This is a genomic window from Arthrobacter sp. HY1533 (assembly GCF_027568515.1).
Classification (GTDB): domain Bacteria; phylum Actinomycetota; class Actinomycetes; order Actinomycetales; family Micrococcaceae; genus Specibacter.
The window spans coordinates 429,232-445,917 of sequence record NZ_JANKZF010000001.1 but is presented as its reverse complement, the minus strand read 5'-3'; the positions used below and the strand labels follow the sequence as shown (position 1 = coordinate 445,917).

The following is a 16,686-nucleotide window of genomic DNA, read 5'->3' as shown; positions in this document are numbered from 1 at the left end:
ATATTTTCCCATCCCAACGCCAGGCTGCACCAGGGTCTCGACAGGCTCGACCACCGGGGTGCGCCGGGATCTCGACAAGCTCGACCACCGCGCACTGGATCGCCCACCGAGGCTTCCGGCTTCGAAGTGAATGCAGCAGAGACACCCGATTTCATGTCAAAGGTGATGCGGCGTTGGCAAAAAACCAGCATCAAGTGATGCGGCGTCGGTAGTGGCCTCGAGAGGCTCGACGGGCAGGCGCCCCTAGTGCAGGATGCCCGGCACCAGCAGCAGTGCTGTGGGGATGGCCAGGAGCAGCACGGCTGCGATCACAATCAGCGCCTGCATGCCACGGGACAGTGCGGGGGAGGGGGCCAGCAGCCGGGCAAGCCGTGCCGAGGTGGTGGCCGGGGTGTCGATTTGCGCAGCGGAGTCGCCGCCCACCAGCTTGTCGGCCGGCAGCTGCGCAGCCCCGCTGGCCACGAGCGCGATGGCCGTGACCAGGGTGGACTTGCCCACGGAACGCAGGGCGACGTCGTCGGCCATTATCTCAATCAGGGACGATACGGATTGCTGGGCCAGCTTCGAGGTGGGCAGCCACGGCAGCGCCGAACGCCAGGCGGCAAAGGCCCACAGCAGCAGGTGGTGGCGCTGCGTCAGGTGGGTTTCCTCATGCAGCAGGACCGCGTGCAGTTCCGCGGGGGAGAGCAGCTCCAGGAGACCTTCGGACAGCACCGTCACTGACCGCGAGCCCCCGGGCAGGCAGTAGGCAACTGGGGCCTGGTGGCTGATGACAAGGGTGTCGGGCCGGTCGCTGGAGGGGGAGCTGAGCAGGTGCAGCATGTCGCGGTGGCGGCTGCGCTGGCGGTGGATGCGGAAGTACGTCAGCCACAGCGTGAACACGAGGTGGGCGGTGAGCAGGGCCGCGGCGCTGAGGGCAAAGGCGTGCAGGAACCCAAGCGTGTCCAGCGATTCGAGCCCCAGGAAGACCCGGACAAGCCCGCGCAGGCCGCTGGCCAGGCTGTCGCCCAGCGGCACCAGCCCATAGCAGAGCATGGCGCCAATCATGGAGAGCCCACCGGCCAGGGCTATGGACTGCCACAGCACCATGGCAGCAAAAGGCGCCCGGGCAGGCCAGGCCGCACGGGAGAGAAAAACGGGAACCGGCCACGCCAGCACAACCGCCAGCACAGCAAGGAACCAGGAGGTCCAGAACATGACTTAAACCTACCCCGACACGGCGGGGCGGGATGCCGGATGGGCCCGCCCAAAAACTGCCGGGAGGGCCCATCCGGGACCGGGCGTCAGCGGCCCAGAAGCTTCCGCAGCGTTTCCGCCTCGCCGGCACTGACAGTGCCAATGAAGCGGGCCAGCACGGCTTCGCGGTCCGGGGCCGAGCCCAGCACCTCAAGCATGAGCTCCGCCGTGTGGTCCTCGCGGGACGTCACTGCGCGGTAGCGGTGCGGGCGTGATGAACGTTCCCGCTCCACAAGCCCCTTCTTTTCCAGGCGCGAGAGCACTGTAAGCACCGTGGTGACCGCCAGGGGGCGGGACTCGGTGGCGTCATCGTCGCCGGAGGGTCGCTGCGAAAGAAGGTCCCGCAGCACATTGGCCGTGATGGCTTCCTGATGCTCCCACAAGAGGTCCATGACGGCCCTTTCGAGGTCTCCAAGTGTTGCCATTTACTTCCTTAAGTCACAGCGTCCAAATACTGTGGCACATACAACATGTACCCCATGGCCCAACTCTACAGGTTTTGACAGCAAAGTTCTACGCGGGGTAGAACTGGTATTTCTACATAATGTAGAAGTTTGTTTTGATTCTGCATCTTACGGATGAGGGGAAGAATAGTGGACGCTCTTGACATAGCGCGGTGGCAATTCGGGATTGTGACGGTGTACCACTTCATGATGGTGCCGCTCACCATCGGATTGGGCACACTCGTGGCCATCCTGCAGACGCGCTGGCACAAGACCGGCAACGAGGCGTACCTGCGCATGACCAAGTTTTGGGGCAAGCTCTTCCTGATCAACTTCATCATGGGTGTGGCCACGGGCATCGTGCAGGAATTCCAGTTCGGCATGGCCTGGAGCGAGTACAGCCGCTTTGTGGGCGACGTCTTCGGCGCCCCGCTGGCCATGGAGGCCCTGCTGGCCTTCTTCGTCGAATCGACGTTCCTTGGCCTGTGGATCTTCGGCTGGAAGAAGCTGCCGCCAAGGATCCACCTGGCCTGCCTGTGGATTGCCGTGGCCGGCTCCATTGTCTCCGCCTACTTCATCCTCGTGGCCAACTCCTGGATGCAGCACCCCGTGGGTGTTGAAATGATCGACGGACGCCCCGTCATGGTGGACGCCTGGGCCGTCTTCACCAACAACACGGCCATCGTGGCGTTCTTCCACACCATCACCGGCGCCCTGGCCGTGGCCGGCGGCTTCCTGCTCGGCATTTCCTGGTACCAGCTGTGGCGCCGCCGCAAGGACGGCATTGACACCGTGGACGCCGACGGCCGCGTCATCGTGGGCGAATCCGCCACCATTCCGGGCCGCGACAAGAAAGACCACTCCGTCTGGATCAAGTCGCTGCGCCTGGGCGCCGTGGTGGCCATGATCGCCTTCGCCGGAACTGCCATCTCCGGAGACGTCCAGGCCAAGCTGATGTTCGAACAGCAGCCCATGAAGATGGCCGCCGCTGAGGCCGCCTGCCACGACGGCACCGGCTTCTCCGTCCTCTCCATTGGCGACGTCGGCAGCCGCGACTGCTCCGACGTCGTGGCCGTCATGGAAATCCCCGGCCTGCTCTCCTTCCTTGCCAATGGCGACTTCACCACCGAAGTGCGCGGCGTCAACACCCTGGTCCCCGAGTACCAGGAACGCTACGGCACCCACATCCCGGATGACCCCATGTACGGTTCCCGTGCCGGGCAGGAAATCAACTACGTGCCCATCATGGCCGTGACCTACTGGGGCTTCCGCATGATGATCGGCTTCGGCGGGCTCGCAGCTGCCGCGGCGGCCGTTGCCCTGTGGCTGGCCCGCAAGGGCACCGTGCCGCAGTCCAAGGGGCTCATGCGCCTGGCCCTGATTGGCATCCTGGCCCCCTTCGGCGCCAACGCCGCCGGCTGGATCTTCACCGAAATGGGACGCCAGCCCTTTGTTGTGGCCCCCAACCCCGTCATGACAGGCATCGACCAGGTGTTCATGTTCACCGCGGCCGCGGTCTCGCCCGGGGTCTCCGCCGGCGAGGTCATCTTCTCGCTCGTGGCCCTGACCACGGTTTACGCCGTGCTCCTGGTGGTGGAAGTGGTCCTGCTGACCAAGTACATCCGCGGCGGGGTGGTCTCGGCCATGCCGGAGTTGGATGCGACCAAGAAGAAGGACGACGGCGGCCACGGCCCGGGCGGGGAAGGCGGCGACGATGTGCTTGCGTTTGCCTACTAGCCCCAGCCCCGCACAAATTGGCCCCACGCCGCCGACAACCCCCAAGGATTACTGATGGATTTCCTCCCCACCCTGTGGTTCATTCTCATTGCCGTGCTGTGGATCGGCTACCTCTTCCTGGAAGGCTTCGACCTGGGCGTCGGCATGCTCATGAAGACCTTCGCCCGCGGCGAAAAGGAACGCCGCGTGCTGCTGAACACCGTTGGCCCGGTCTGGGACGGCAACGAGGTCTGGCTGCTCACCGCCGGCGGCGCCACCTTTGCCGCGTTCCCGTTCTGGTATGCCTCACTGTTCTCCGCCCTCTACATCCCGCTGGTCTTTGTGCTGCTGGGCCTGATCTTCCGCGCCGTGGCCTTTGAATACCGCGGCAAGGTCCACTCCGACACATGGCGCAAGACTTGGGACTGGGCCATCTCCCTGGGCTCCCTGGTTGCCGCCTTCGGCATCGGCGCCATGCTGGCCCTGACCACCACCGGCCTGCCGCTGAACGAGAACGGCGACCGCGTGGGCGGGCCCTTCGCGTGGTTCACCTGGTACGCCGTGATTGGCGGGCTCGCCGTGGTGGGCTTCGCCCTCATCCACGCCGCAGCGTTCGTTGCCCTGAAGACCGACGGCGAGATCCGCCACCGCGCCCGCCGCCTGGTGGGGCGCTGGATGCCCCTGGGCCTGGCCCCCATGGCCGTCTGGGCCGTTGCCGTGGCCCTGGAAAACGGCAAGTGGTTCAGCTGGATCCTGATCGCCGTGGCTGTTGCCGCCGCCGTTGCTTCCTGGATTGCCAACCGCGCCAACCGGGAGGGCTTCAGCTTCCTGGCCATGGGCACGTTCCTGCTGGCCGGTGCCGCCGCCATCTTCAGCGCCGTCTACCCCGTGGTGCTGCCGTCAACCCTGAACCCGCTGTGGAACCTGACAGTTGAAAACGCCTCCTCCTCCAGCTACACGCTGGGCCTGATGTCGGTGGTGGCCGCCGTGGGCGTGCCCCTGGTGCTGGCCTACCAGGCCTGGACCTACTGGGTGTTCCGCAAGCGCATCTCCGTGAAGAGCCTGCCGGCACCGATCGACTTCGCGCCGGCCGTTGGAGGTGCCTCCTAACATGGGCATGCGACCCACACTTCCTCCCGGACGCTCCACCCGGCTGGCACTTGCCGGCCTGGGCGGGCTGGCCGCACTCAAGGCCGTGGGCCTGGTCCTTTGGCTGGGCGCACTGGCCCACGCCGTGGCCCAATGGGCCGGCGGCCAGGAGTTGGACACCGCCAAGCTGCTGGTGCAGGGGAGTGTGGGCGCTGTCCTGCTTGCCGGTGCCGTGTGGGGCCAGTCGATCCTGGCCCGGCGCGCGGCCCTCGGCGCGAAGGAGGAACTGCGGGCCAGGCTCGTGGCGCACCGCCTGGACCGGCGCAACGCCGGGCAGGGCGGTGCCGTGGGTGCCGAGGGCATGCTCGCCAGCCGCGGGCTCGACGGGCTGGACAACTACTTCAGCGCCTACCTTCCGGCCCTTGTCAGCTGCGCCGTGCTGCCGCTGCTGCTGGGGATCCAAATTCTGATGTCCGACTGGGTCAGCGCCCTGATTGTGGCGCTCACGCTGCCACTCGTGCCCGTCTTCATGATCCTCATTGGCTTCCATACCCAGGAGCGGGTCGAGGCGGCCGCCGCCGGCCTGGACCGGCTCTCCAACCACCTGCTGGAACTGGCCCGCGGCCTGCCGGTCCTGGTGGGCCTGCGCCGCGCCACGGCACAGCGCAAGGCCCTGGCAGATGTCTGCGAGGCCTACCGCAAGTCCACCATGGCCACCCTGCGCACCGCGTTCCTGTCTTCCATGGCCCTGGAGCTCATCAGCACCATCTCGGTGGCTGTGGTGGCCGTGTTCATTGGCGTGCGCCTCGTGGCCGGCGAGATGCCGCTGGAGGCCGGGCTGCTGGCACTCATGCTGGCCCCCGAATGCTTCCGCCCCCTGCGCGACCTCGGCGCCGCGCACCACGGCAGCGAGGACGGCGTGGAGGCCCTGCGCCGCGCCACCGAAATTCTCGACGCCGAAACCCCCTCCCGGCCCATGGCGGCGCCCGCACCGGGCACCGTCATGGAGGCCCGCGACTTCGGCGTCAGCTACCCGGGGCGCGGCGGGGCGGCCGTCTCGGGGTTCACGGCCAAGCTGGCCCCCGGCGGCGTGCTGGTGCTCGCAACACCCAGCGGCACAGGCAAGTCCACACTGCTCGCGGCCATGGCCGGCATCCTGCCCGCGTCTGGCCCCGGCGCCGCCACGGTTTCGGGACAGCTGGCCGTGCGCAACCCGGACGCCGTGGTCTACGTGTCCCAGCACCCCGCCTTCACCGAGGAAACCGTCACGGCGGAGTTGGCGCTCTACGCCGCCGGGCCCCAACAATTGGAGCTGGGGGCCGGCACCGTTCGGGATGCCCTTGCCGCGGTCAACGCAGCACACCTGGCGGACCGGAACGTGGTGGACTGCAGCCCCGGCGAACTGCGCCGCGTGGCCGTTGCCCGTGCCCTGGCCCGGATTGCCGTGGATCCCGGCGTGGAGCTGGCGCTCCTGGATGAGCCCACTGCCCACCTGGACCCCGTCTCTGCCCAGGCCGTCCGCAAGGCGGTGGCATCCCTGCGGGGGAGCGTTGCCGTTGCCGTGGCAAGCCACGATCCCCAGCTTGTATGCCTGCTGCGAGGCGGGCCTGCCCCGGCCGTGACAGGGCAGGAAGAGCTGTCACCCGCCGTCGCAGTGGCGGGCCCCGCCGCAGCCGTTGAGGCGCCGCCGGCCCGCTTCCACTGGCGCCACCTGCGCCGGCTGCCGCTGCGCTCACCCCGCTTCGCCGCGGGCGTGCTGGTCTCGGCCCTGGCCACCCTCAGCGCCGCGGCATTGTCAGGCATCTCCGGCTGGCTCATTGTCTGGGCCGCCGCGCAGCCGCCCATCCTGTACCTGCTGACCCTGATTGTTGGAGTGCGGGCCTTCGGCATTGGCCGCTCCCTCTTGCGGTACTCGGAACGGCTGCTCACCCACGACGCCGTGTTCCGCTGGGCCGCCGATCTCCGCCTGCGGCTCTGGGACTCGCTGGGTTCCTCAGTGGTCCATTGGGGCAAGCTGACCCGCTCCGGCGGTGCGTTGGGCACCCTCGTGGCCGATGTCGACGAGCTGCGCGACGCCGTGCCGCGCGTCGTGGTCCCCATCCCTTCCGCCGTCATTTCCTACGGCGCTGTGCTGCTGACAGTTTGGCTCCTGGTGCCCGAGGCCGCCGGCGTGGTCCTTCTGCTCGGGGCCCTGGCCCTGCTCCTGCTGCCCGTTTTGGTGCTGGCGGCACAGCGCCGGGCATCCGCCGCCGCCGCCGTGCACCGGGTCTGGCTTGCCGGGCGCACCACCACCTTGTTTTCCGCCGCGGGCCAGCTCGCCGCCAACGGTGTGGGCCCGGCGGAAGCCGCCCGGTTCAGCCGGGCCGACGCCGCCGTTGCCAGGCCGCTGCGCCGGCTGGCCTGGGCCGACGGCCTGGGCCAGGGCACGGTCACGTTGCTGACATCCCTGGCCGCCGTGGCCGCGGCACTGGTTGCCATCACCTCCGGGGTCGACCCCCGTGCGGCCGCCGTGGCCGCACTGCTCATGCTGGCCCTGGCCGAGCCCCTGGGACAGTACATCGAGGCCGTCAGTGCCCTGCCGGCCCTGGCCACGCTCATGAACCGCACCCTGCCCCTGCTTGACGCACCCGCAACTGTCCAGGCAGCAGTGGAGGAGGCCGGTGCCACGGAAGCCGTGGAAACCCTTGCCGTCAGGGACATCGCCGCCCGCTACCCCAACACACGGGATGCCGTTTTCACGGGCATTAGCGGCGGCACCGAACGGGGGCGGTGGTGGCGCGTCAGCGGCCCCTCCGGCTCCGGCAAGTCCACCCTGCTGGCCGTGCTGCTGGGGTTCCTGAAGCCCGAGGCCGGCAGCTACCTGCTCAACGAACGGCCGGCCACGGCCGAATCACTGGGCCGCATCGCCTGGTGCCCGCAGGACGCATACCTGTTCAACTCCACGCTGCGCGCCAACCTGGCCCTGGCCAAGCCGGCGGGCAGCGCCCCCACTGACGGCGAGCTGGCCCTGTCACTGGGCACCGTGGGCCTGGGGCCGTGGTTCGAGTCGCTGCCCGCGGGCCTGGACACACGCTTGGGCCCCGGCGGGCACCACCTCTCCGGCGGTCAGCGCACCCGAGTGTCGGTGGCACGCACGCTCGTGGCGGGAGCCGACGTCGTGCTGCTCGACGAGCCCACGGCGCACCTGGGCGTGGACGAGTCGGCCGAACTCCTGGCGGAGCTGCGCGGGGCCCTGTCCGGTGCCGCCGTGGTCCTCGTGACGCACGACGCCGGCCTGGCCGCCACCGCCGACACCCACCTTGCGCTGGGGGCCGGGCGGGAGGCAGCCCGGGCCGCGCACAGTTAGGCGGTGGCCGTCAGGCGATCATGAACTCGCGCGGTGCCAGCGCACGCGAGACGATGCGGATGTCGCCGATGGAGCCCAGCCACGTCTTGTCGAGCTCGCCCGCCCACGAGTAGGCGCCCACGGCCCACGGTGCGCCGGCCTCCCCGCCGGCCAGTCCCTTGTTGACGGTGGAGGGGTTGCGGACCACGGCGCAACCGTCCACGTACATGGTGGTGTGCCGGCCGTCGTTGACAACGGCCACGTGCCACCAGCGGGAGGTCCGCAGCTCGTGGCCCCAGTTGGTCACCCCGCGGTCCAGGTTGGTGGGGTAGACGCACCACTGCAGCTCGGGGCCGCCGCTGACTGACAGCGTCGCGGCGGGCTCGTCGACGTCGCCGTTGACCCGCCCTGCCGCCTTGGCGGACACCCAGCGGGAGATGATGGCGCTCCAGGCGGAGTCGCCCGTGAACGGCTCCGGCAGCTTGAAGAAGGCCTCGAACGTGTAGCCGCGCTCAAAGGCTGCCTTGTTGATGGGCGCGGTGTCCGCCGTGAGCAGGTAGGCGCCGGTGTCTTTTGAACCTGTGAATGTCAGCGATGACCCGGACGGCTGGGCGGGGTGGCTGGCGGCGGCAAAGGCCAGCGGAACGGTTGACGGCCCTGTCACCACCAGCGTGTTGCCCCGGCCCGAGGCGTCCTCAATGCGCCGGCCCGCGGCCAGGGGCCCCGTTCCCTCGAAGCGCCAGTATGCCTCGGTCCCGCGGATGAGCATTGCCGACGCGGGCCGGGGCTCGCGGCGCTTCGGCGGTGTCAGCGACGGCGGCAGGGCGAAGGAGAAGCGGTCCGTGGCCGCGGTCAGCTGCAGTTCCTCCCGCTCCAGTTCGTTGAGGCCGCCCGCCTCGATGTGCGGCACCTCGGTGGAAACATCCACCACGCCCCGTTCCAGGTCAAAGCGGTACAGGCGCACGGCAGCTGCGCCGCCGTAGTAGAGCTGCTGGTAGTTGGCCAGGTGCAGCTCAACCGGCCTGCCCGCGGCGTTCTCCCGGGCCATCCGCCCCGAGGGCCAGAAGTGGCCGTTGATGCTGAGGAAGACCTGCGGGTTGTCGTTGATGAGCTTGTCCCAGACCAATTTGCCGTGGGCGCTCTGGACGCCCGTGCCGCTGTCGGCGCTGATTGAATCGTGGACTGTGATGATGGTGGGCGTCCCGGCATGGGCTTCGAGCACGGAACGTGCCCAGGCAATGCCCGCCGTGGACAGTCGCCAGTCCAGGGCCAGCAGCAGGAATTCGGTCCCCGCCCCGTCAAAGGTGTACGCGGAGTTGTAGCCCCCGGCATCCCGGGCAATGCGCCGGCGGGAGGCCAGTGGCCCAAAGGCGTCCAGGAACGGGGTGGGCCCGCGCTGGTCGTCGGTGTTCGAGTTGGGCAAATCGTGGTTGCCGGCCACCACGGAGAACGGGATGCCCTTCTTCGTGAGGATCTCGAAGGGCTTTTTTGCGGCCGCGACCTCCTGGGCCTGCCCGTTCTGCACCACATCGCCCAGGTGGGCCACGAAGGCCAGGTCCTTCATGCCCGCAAGGTGCTTCATGGTCTCGGCGAGGGGCTCGGGGTGGAGCGACTCGCCGTCGAACAGGTACTGGGTGTCAGGGATGACGGCCAGGGTGAACACCTTGCCGGAGGCGGAAGCCGGGGCGGCGGGCACCGCAGCGCGGGCAGCCTGGGGGAGGAGGAAGGGTGCGGCCGCGGCGGCACCGGCACCGGCGAGGCCGCCGGCAAGCATGTTGCGGCGTGAAAGTGTGGTTGACATGGCAGCGACCGTACGGGGCCATTTTGAACGGGCGGACACGGTTGCGTAAACGGAGGGCGAAAACACGTGGCGGCCTGGCCTAGGCTGGGGCCATGACTTCGATGCAAGCTGTGTCCCTGCCCGTGGTTCCCGCATTGGCATTCCGGCCGTTGGCCATGGCCGATGCGGATGCGTTGCTGGAATTGGTGGTCCGCATTGCCGAGGCGGAGGACGCGCCCTGGCACGACCAGCTCTCGGACCTTGTGGAAGTCCTGGGGTCCGCAGTCAACCCGGCCGTGGAGAACACCCTGGTGGGAGTGGACGTGGACGGCGTGCCGCGTGCTTACGGCTACGTGTCAAAGAACCCCGGCGGACCCGTGGCATTTGTCTTCGGCGGCGTTGATCCGCTCTGGCAGCGCCGCGGCATCGGCTCCGCCGTGCTGGCCTGGCAGCAGGAGGTGGCACGGGCCCGCTTCGCTGTGGAGGGCCAGGCAGGGGCCGCCGCGCGGTGCTATTCACGCGAGGGCAATGCACCCCACGAAGCGCTGCTGAGGGCCGCGGGCTTTGGCAGGATCCGCTATTTCACCGAGATGGAGCGCCCGCTTGAGGAACTGCCGGGACCGGTTGCGCCCAGCGGCGTCACAGTGGTTCCGTTCAGGTCAGAGCTGGGCGAGGCGGTGCGCCTGGCCCACAACGAGGCCTTTGCCGACCACTGGGGATCGGAATCCCGCAGCCCGGAAAAGTGGGAGTACTTCCTGGGCCATGAGAGCTTCCGGCCGGACTTGTCCTCCGTGGCCATTGACGACGCAAGCGGCGAGGTGGCCGGCTACCAAATGTCCATGTTCGACGCCGATGCCGCGGCCAGGGAGGGCCGCCGCTGCGGCTACACGGACATTCTCGGGGTTCGCCGGAATTGGCGCGGGCGGGGCATTGCGCCGGCGCTCCTGCTCGATGCCATGGCACGCTACAAGGCCGCCGGCATGGACGCGGCAACCCTTGATGTGGACACCGAGAACCCCAGCGGCGCCGTTGGCCTCTACCAAAACCTGGGCTACACAGCCATCCCGGGGCGTGTGACCATTGCGTGGGACAAGTCCCTCTAGCCCCGCCTAGGCGTCAATGTCGTGCAGGTGGTGGATCACGTCGTGCAGGAAATAGCCGGACAGGGTCTCCACCGTGAAGGCTGAACCGTTGCTGCGCAGGCCGCGCCGCTGCCAAGCCTCCGGCGCAACGGCGCCAAAGGCAGATGCGGCATCAAGGCCGTTTTGCACCAGCTCCGCCGACACCTCGGCGGGATCCAGCCGGGAGTAGCCGCCCTCCTCCGCCGCCTGGTCCTGGTCCCAGTTGGCAAAGTTGGGGTTGTCCTGGCTGAGCATGAGCTCCAGGCGGGTGGTGAAGACGTCGAACACGTCCCGGACGTGCGCGCCGTACTCCAGCACCGACCACGTGTCCGCAGCGGGCCGCTCCTCAACGTTGGCGCGCTTGAGTGCCGCCTGCCAGCGCGGCAACAAGGCCGGGATCGTGGTTGCCACGGAAGCCGGGGTAGCCTCGCGGGCGTTGAAGCCGCACTCGGGGCAAGTGCGCTCCAGGACCCAGGTCCAGTCTTTTTCATCGGGGGTGATAGCCATGCGGCCAGTCTATTCCGATTAGTCCAGCGGCAGCTCGAAGGCCTCTTGCGTGCTGTCCGTGATGGGGGTGGGGTCAAAGACCGGGGCGGCCGGCGCCTGCGTGCCCACCGCGGGAGCCGCCGGTGCGGCGCTGCCCGGGGTGCCGGCGTCGTGCGCGGAAAGGCTGGGGCCCACCAGGTCAATGCCGGCACCCAGCGCAACACCGGAACCGTCGCGGTGCCCATGTTCAACGGGCAGCGCCCGGACCACACCGGCGCTCGTGGAGGCCTTGGCCGGTCCATGCCCGGCCCAGGCCAGGAAGAGCCTGTCCTCGCCCTTCAGGAAGCGGTGCGCACGCACGCCGCCCGTGGCACGGCCCTTGGCCGGGTACTCGGAGAAGGCCGTGACCTTGGCAGAGCCGGAAGGGGTCCCCGGCAGGGCGTCCTGGCCGCCGGCCACGGTGACCACCACGGCCTCGGGATCCCCGGGGGATACGGCCGTGAAGGAGATGACCTCATCCCCGGCAGCGAGCTTGATGCCGGCCATGCCGCCGGCCGTGCGGCCCTGGGGGCGGACGCTGGCGGCGCTGAAGTGCAGCAGCTGGGCGCCACGGGTGATGAAGACCAGTTCGTCGCTGTCTGCGGCGACGGCCGCGCCAACCACCACGTCCTTGGGCTTGAGCGCAATGTACTCCCAGTCATCCCGGTTCAGCGGGTAGTCCGGAGTCACCCGCTTGACCACGCCGGCGGCCGTTCCCACGGCAAAGACGGCGTTCAGCGGCACGAAGCCCACGAGCGTCTCGCCCTTGGTGAGCGTGATGAAGTCCTTGGCCGCAACGCCGCCGGCCAGGTTGGGCAGGGCCGCGGTGGGCGGCAGCACAGGCATGTCCACCACCTGCAGGCGCAGCATGCGCCCCAGCGAGGTCAGGGCGCCAATCTCCGCCCGGGCCGTGGTCTTCAGGACCGAGGAGAACACGTCGTGCTTGCTGCGCCCGCCGGATTCCACGAGTGGGTCGGCCGTGGACGTGCGGGCAATCATGCCCGTGGCGCTGAGCAGCACCCAGCAGGGGTCGTCGGCAATTTCCAGCGCCAGCGGGGCCGCCTTGCCGGGCTTTCCGCCCGGGCCGGCGGCAAGGGCCTTGGCCACGGACGGAGCCATGGCCTCGGATTCCAGCAGCACCGTGCGGCGCGGGGTGGCATGCTTGGCCGCCACCTCGCCCAGCTCATCGGAGACGAGCTTGCGCAGCAGTTCCTCGGAACCCAGGATGGCCTCGAGGGCGGCAATTTCGCGGCGCAGCTCGTCCCGCTCGGTTTCCAGCTCCACCATGGAGAAGCGGGTGAGGCGGCGCAGCTGCAGGTCAAGGATGTAGTTGGCCTGGATCTCGCTCAGGTCGTAAATGGCCATGAGGCGTTCGCGCGCCGAGGCAACCTCATCCGAGGTGCGGATGATCTGGATGACCTCGTCAATGTCCACAATGGCGATCAGCATGCCCTCGACCAGGTGCAGGCGGTCCTGCTTCTTGCCCAGCCGGAAGGCCGTGCGGCGGCGCACCACGTCAATGCGGTGGGAAACAAAGACCTGCAGCAGCGGCAGCAGGCCCAGCGTCTGCGGCTGGCCGTCCACGAGGCACACATTGTTGATGCCGAAGGATTCCTCCAGCGGCGTGTAGCGGTACAGCTGCTCCATGACGGCCGCCGGGTTGAAGCCGTTCTTGATCTCCATGACCAGGCGCAGCCCGTTCTTGCGGTCGGAGAGGTCAACGAAGTCGGCAATGCCCACGAGCTTCTTGTTGTTGACCGCGTCCTTGACCTTCTCGCGCACCTTTTCCGGGCCCACCAGGTACGGCAGTTCCGTCACCACCAGGCCCACGCGGCGCGGGGAGAGCTGTTCGACGGCGATCTTGGCCCGGGTCTTGAAGGAGCCGCGGCCGCCGGCGTAGGCGTCGCGGATGCCCTGCAGGCCCACGATGCGCCCGCCCGAGGGCAGGTCGGGGCCGGGCACGTACGCCATGACGTCCTCGAGCGTCGCGTCCGGGTTGGCGATCAGGTGCCGGGCTGCGGCAACCACCTCACCCAGGTTGTGCGGGGCCATGTTGGTGGCCATGCCCACGGCGATGCCGCTGGCACCGTTGACCAGGAGGTTGGGGTAGGCGGCCGGCAGCACGGAGGGCTGCAGCATCTGGTTGTCGTAGTTGGGGACAAAGTCCACCACATTCTCATCCAGGTTCCCGGTGAGTTCCAGGGCGGCCGAGGCCATGCGGGCCTCGGTGTAGCGGGCGGCGGCGGGGCCGTCGTCGAGCGAGCCGAAGTTGCCGTGCCCGTCGATCAGCGGCAGCCGCAGCGTCCAGTCCTGGGCCATGCGGACAAGGGTGTCGTAAATGGCGGTGTCGCCGTGCGGGTGCAGCTTTCCCATGACCTCGCCCACCACGCGGGCACTCTTGACGTGGCCCTTGTCCGGGCGCAGCCCCATCTCGCTCATCATGTACAGGATGCGGCGTTGCACGGGCTTGAGCCCGTCCCGGGCATCCGGCAGGGCGCGCGAGTAGATCACCGAGTAGGCGTACTCCAGGAAGGACCCTTCCATTTCACTGGAAACATCAATGTCAACGATGTTTTCGATGAAGTCGTCTGCTGCGGGGGCTTGGCGCTTGGCCATGGTGGAGGTGCTTCCTTTTCTGCATGGGGGTGTTGCGGGGGACACGGACGGGCATTGCCGCAACGTGTCGGTACAGTGATTCTATGGTGAACGCAGAGCTAGCACCCGTTTATCCGGCCCACTGGGAGGCCGATGTTGTGCTGCGCGACGGCGCCACGGGCCATTTGCGGCCCATGACGGCCGCCGACGCCGACGCCGTGCAGGCCTTCCACATGGCGCAGTCGCAGAATTCCATCTACATGCGCTTCTTTACCTACAAGTCCAAGCTCACGGCCAAGGAGCTGCGCCGCTTCACAGAACTGGACTACCGCGACCGTGTGGCATTTGTCATAACCCGGGGCGGGAAAATCATGGGGATCGGCCGCTACGACCGGCTGGATGACCCCGCCGAGGCCGAGGTGGCCTTCAATGTCTCGGACCTGCACCAGGGGCAGGGTCTGGGCTCCATCCTGCTGGAACACCTGGCCGCGGCGGCCCGCGAGAACGGGATCGACAAGTTCTCCGCCGAGGTGCTGCCGGAGAACCGCAAGATGATCCAGGTGTTCTCCGAGGCCGGCTACGAGGTGCACAGGCATTTTGACGACGGCGTCATCTCGCTGTACTTCGACATCGACCCCACGGAAAAGTCCCGCGCCGTCATGGAATCCCGCGAGCACCGTGCCGAGGCGCGCAGCGTTGCCGGGCTCGTGGCCCCGCGCTCCGTGGCCGTCATTGGTGCCAGCCGATCCTGGGGGAGCATTGGCCAGCAACTGCTCGAGCACATTGTGGAGGGCAAGTTCACAGGCGCCGTGCATGCCGTGAACCAGGAGGCCCTGGAGGTCTCCGGCATGATGCCCTACGCCAGCATTGCCGAGGTGCCGGGGCCGGTGGACCTGGCCGTCATTGCCGTGCCGCACGCCGAGGTTCCGGCAGTGGTGGAGCAGTGCGGGCGGGCCGGCGTGAAGGGCCTGGTGGTTGCCACGGCCGGTTTCGCGGACGACGGCGCCGAGGGCCTTGCGCGGCAGCGTTCCCTGGTGCGCCTGGCCAGGGAGAACGGCATGCGACTGGTGGGTCCGGCCTCCCTGGGCCTGGCCAACACCGACCCCGCCATATCGCTGAACGCCTCCATGGCCCCGGCCCTGCCGGTGCGCGGCGGGCTGGGCATCTTCAGCCAGTCGGCCGCCCTGGGGGTTTCGCTGTTTGCCTCGCTGAGCCGGCGCGACGTGGGCATGTCCACGGTGCTGTCCGCCGGCAACCGGGCCGATGTGTCCGGCAACGACATGATGCAGTTCTGGGAGGACGACCCCAACACGGCCGCCTGCGGGCTGTACCTGGAGTCCGTGGGAAACCCGCGCAAGTTCTCCCGCATCTCCCGCCGCCTGGCCCGCAGCAAGCCCGTCATTGTGGCGAAGTCGGATTCCATGGGGCTGCGGCTGCCCCCGGGCCACGCCGTGCGCACCACCCAGGCCCCGGCGGGTGCGCTGGACGCCATGCTCCGGCAGTCCGGCGTCGTGCGGGTCAACACGATTGAGGAACTCTCCGACGTGGCCCAGATCGTGGTGGGCCAGCCGCTGCCCCAGGGACCCGGCCTGGCCATCATCGGCAACTCCGCGGCGCTGGGGACGGTGGTGGCCGATGCGGCCGAACAGCACGGGCTCACCGTGGCGGCCGTGCACTCCCGGCTTGACCTGGACACGGGCCAGTCCCGGGCGCTGCCGCTGCTGCGCCGCACGGTCCTGGCGGCCCTGGACGGCGCAGATTCGGCGATTGTGACGCTGCTGCCCGTGGTGGGGCTGTCCATGGAGGCCGTGGCCAAGGTGCTCACCGAGTGCTCGGCCGAGGCCGGCAAGCCCGTCCTGGCCGTGTTTTCGGGGATCGTTGACGTCTCCGTCCACGTCAACCGTCAGATGCACGGCACGCTGCCCTCCTATTCCAGCCCGGGGGCGGCCATCGCGGCGCTGGCCGCCGTGGTGCGCCACGCCCAGTGGCTCACGCTCGAGGCGCCCGTGTTCGAACAGCCGCAGGGCACCAACCCGCAGGCCGCCGCGGAGTTGCTGGAGTCCTGGCTTGACGGCGTGGAGGGCGACGGCCTGGTGACACTGCGCCCATCCCAGGCGCGTGAGCTGCTGGGCCACTACGGCATCTCGGTGCTGGAATCCGTGCCATTCGGCAGTGCGGAGGAGGCCGTGGCCGGGGCGGAGCGGCTGGGCTGGCCCGTGGCCATCAAGACCCTCGACCCGAGCCTGCGTCACCGCCTGGACCTGGGCGGGGTGCGGATCAACATTGAAAACGCCGAGTCGCTGCGGCGCAACATCTCCCAGATGCGCAAGTACCTCCTGCCGTACGGCGACAAGGCCCTGGAGGTCCAGAGCATGGCCGAGGTGGGCCAGTCGTGCACGCTGCGCGCCATTGAGGATCCCCTGCTGGGGCCGGTGGTGTCCTTCGGACTGTCCGGGGATGCCGTGAACCTGCTCGACGACTGGGCGCACCGGGTGCCGCCGCTGTCCGTGGCGGACACCGCCGAACTGGTCCGTTCGCCCCGCGCGGCCGTGAAGCTGTTCGGCTACGAGGGGTTGCCGGCCGGCAATGTGCCGGCCCTGGAGGATCTTGTGGCGCGGGTGGCCATGCTCAAGGACGAACACCCCGAGGTGGCGATCCTGGAGTTCAAGCCGATCCTGGTGGGGCCCACGACCGTCACGGTGCTGGCCGCGGAGCTGCGCATCGGCAACCCTGCCCGGCGCACCGACAGCGCCCGGCGGGCCATGATGTCCTAGCCCGCCCGGCGGTCCGCAGCGGACGTCCGTGTGCCCGCATTGCGGCCGGTTCGCAACGCCGCCGCCAAAATGCGAAAATGGG

At 68.7% G+C, this 16,686-nt stretch carries 10 protein-coding genes; 5 read left to right on the top strand and 5 right to left on the bottom strand.

All coding sequences use genetic code 11. The features are described from left to right. Nucleotides 1-243: 243 nt before the first annotated feature. Both PCK14_RS02100 and PCK14_RS02095 read right to left on the bottom strand, forming a co-directional pair. On the bottom strand, nucleotides 244-1,197 hold the full coding sequence (locus PCK14_RS02100) for a M56 family metallopeptidase (protein ID WP_269936795.1): 954 nt from the start codon (nucleotides 1,195-1,197) through the stop codon (nucleotides 244-246). Between the two features lie 86 nt (nucleotides 1,198-1,283). Continuing rightward, nucleotides 1,284-1,661: a BlaI/MecI/CopY family transcriptional regulator gene (locus tag PCK14_RS02095; RefSeq protein WP_269936794.1), complete on the bottom strand. Its 378-nt coding sequence runs from the start codon at nucleotides 1,659-1,661 to the stop codon at nucleotides 1,284-1,286. Nucleotides 1,662-1,829: 168 nt separating this feature from the next. Between PCK14_RS02095 and PCK14_RS02090 the strand changes: the two genes are divergently transcribed. The 3 genes from PCK14_RS02090 to cydC are packed head-to-tail and all read left to right on the top strand — an operon-like array spanning nucleotide 1,830 to nucleotide 7,830. After that, nucleotides 1,830-3,416, top strand: a complete 1,587-nt coding sequence (locus PCK14_RS02090; RefSeq protein WP_269936793.1) for a cytochrome ubiquinol oxidase subunit I — start codon at nucleotides 1,830-1,832, stop codon at nucleotides 3,414-3,416. 54 nt (nucleotides 3,417-3,470) lie between these two features. Next, on the top strand, nucleotides 3,471-4,505 hold the full coding sequence (gene cydB, locus PCK14_RS02085; protein ID WP_269936792.1) for a cytochrome d ubiquinol oxidase subunit II: 1,035 nt from the start codon (nucleotides 3,471-3,473) through the stop codon (nucleotides 4,503-4,505). A 7-nt stretch (nucleotides 4,506-4,512) separates the two neighbouring features. After that, nucleotides 4,513-7,830, top strand: a complete 3,318-nt coding sequence (gene cydC / locus PCK14_RS02080) for a thiol reductant ABC exporter subunit CydC (protein WP_269936791.1) — start codon at nucleotides 4,513-4,515, stop codon at nucleotides 7,828-7,830. Between the two features lie 10 nt (nucleotides 7,831-7,840). Here the strand turns inward: cydC and PCK14_RS02075 are convergent, their stop codons facing one another. After that, nucleotides 7,841-9,610, bottom strand: coding sequence for a LamG-like jellyroll fold domain-containing protein (locus PCK14_RS02075; RefSeq protein WP_269936790.1), 1,770 nt, complete (start codon nucleotides 9,608-9,610; stop codon nucleotides 7,841-7,843). Between the two features lie 92 nt (nucleotides 9,611-9,702). Here PCK14_RS02075 and PCK14_RS02070 point away from each other — a divergent pair, with 92 nt between their 5' ends. Then, nucleotides 9,703-10,692, top strand: a complete 990-nt coding sequence (locus PCK14_RS02070; protein WP_269936789.1) for a GNAT family N-acetyltransferase — start codon at nucleotides 9,703-9,705, stop codon at nucleotides 10,690-10,692. Between the two features lie 6 nt (nucleotides 10,693-10,698). Here the strand turns inward: PCK14_RS02070 and PCK14_RS02065 are convergent, their stop codons facing one another. Beyond that, nucleotides 10,699-11,217, bottom strand: coding sequence for a DinB family protein (locus PCK14_RS02065; RefSeq protein WP_269936788.1), 519 nt, complete (start codon nucleotides 11,215-11,217; stop codon nucleotides 10,699-10,701). Between the two features lie 18 nt (nucleotides 11,218-11,235). Continuing rightward, the gene (locus tag PCK14_RS02060) at nucleotides 11,236-13,851 is read right to left on the bottom strand and encodes a DNA gyrase/topoisomerase IV subunit A (protein WP_269936787.1); all 2,616 of its coding nucleotides are present in this window, start codon (nucleotides 13,849-13,851) and stop codon (nucleotides 11,236-11,238) included. 83 nt (nucleotides 13,852-13,934) lie between these two features. On the opposite strand from PCK14_RS02060, the gene PCK14_RS02055 reads away from it, so the two are divergent. After that, entirely contained in the window at nucleotides 13,935-16,604 is a 2,670-nt protein-coding gene (locus tag PCK14_RS02055) for a bifunctional acetate--CoA ligase family protein/GNAT family N-acetyltransferase (protein ID WP_269936786.1), read from the top strand. The last annotated feature ends 82 nt before the right edge of the window (nucleotides 16,605-16,686 follow it).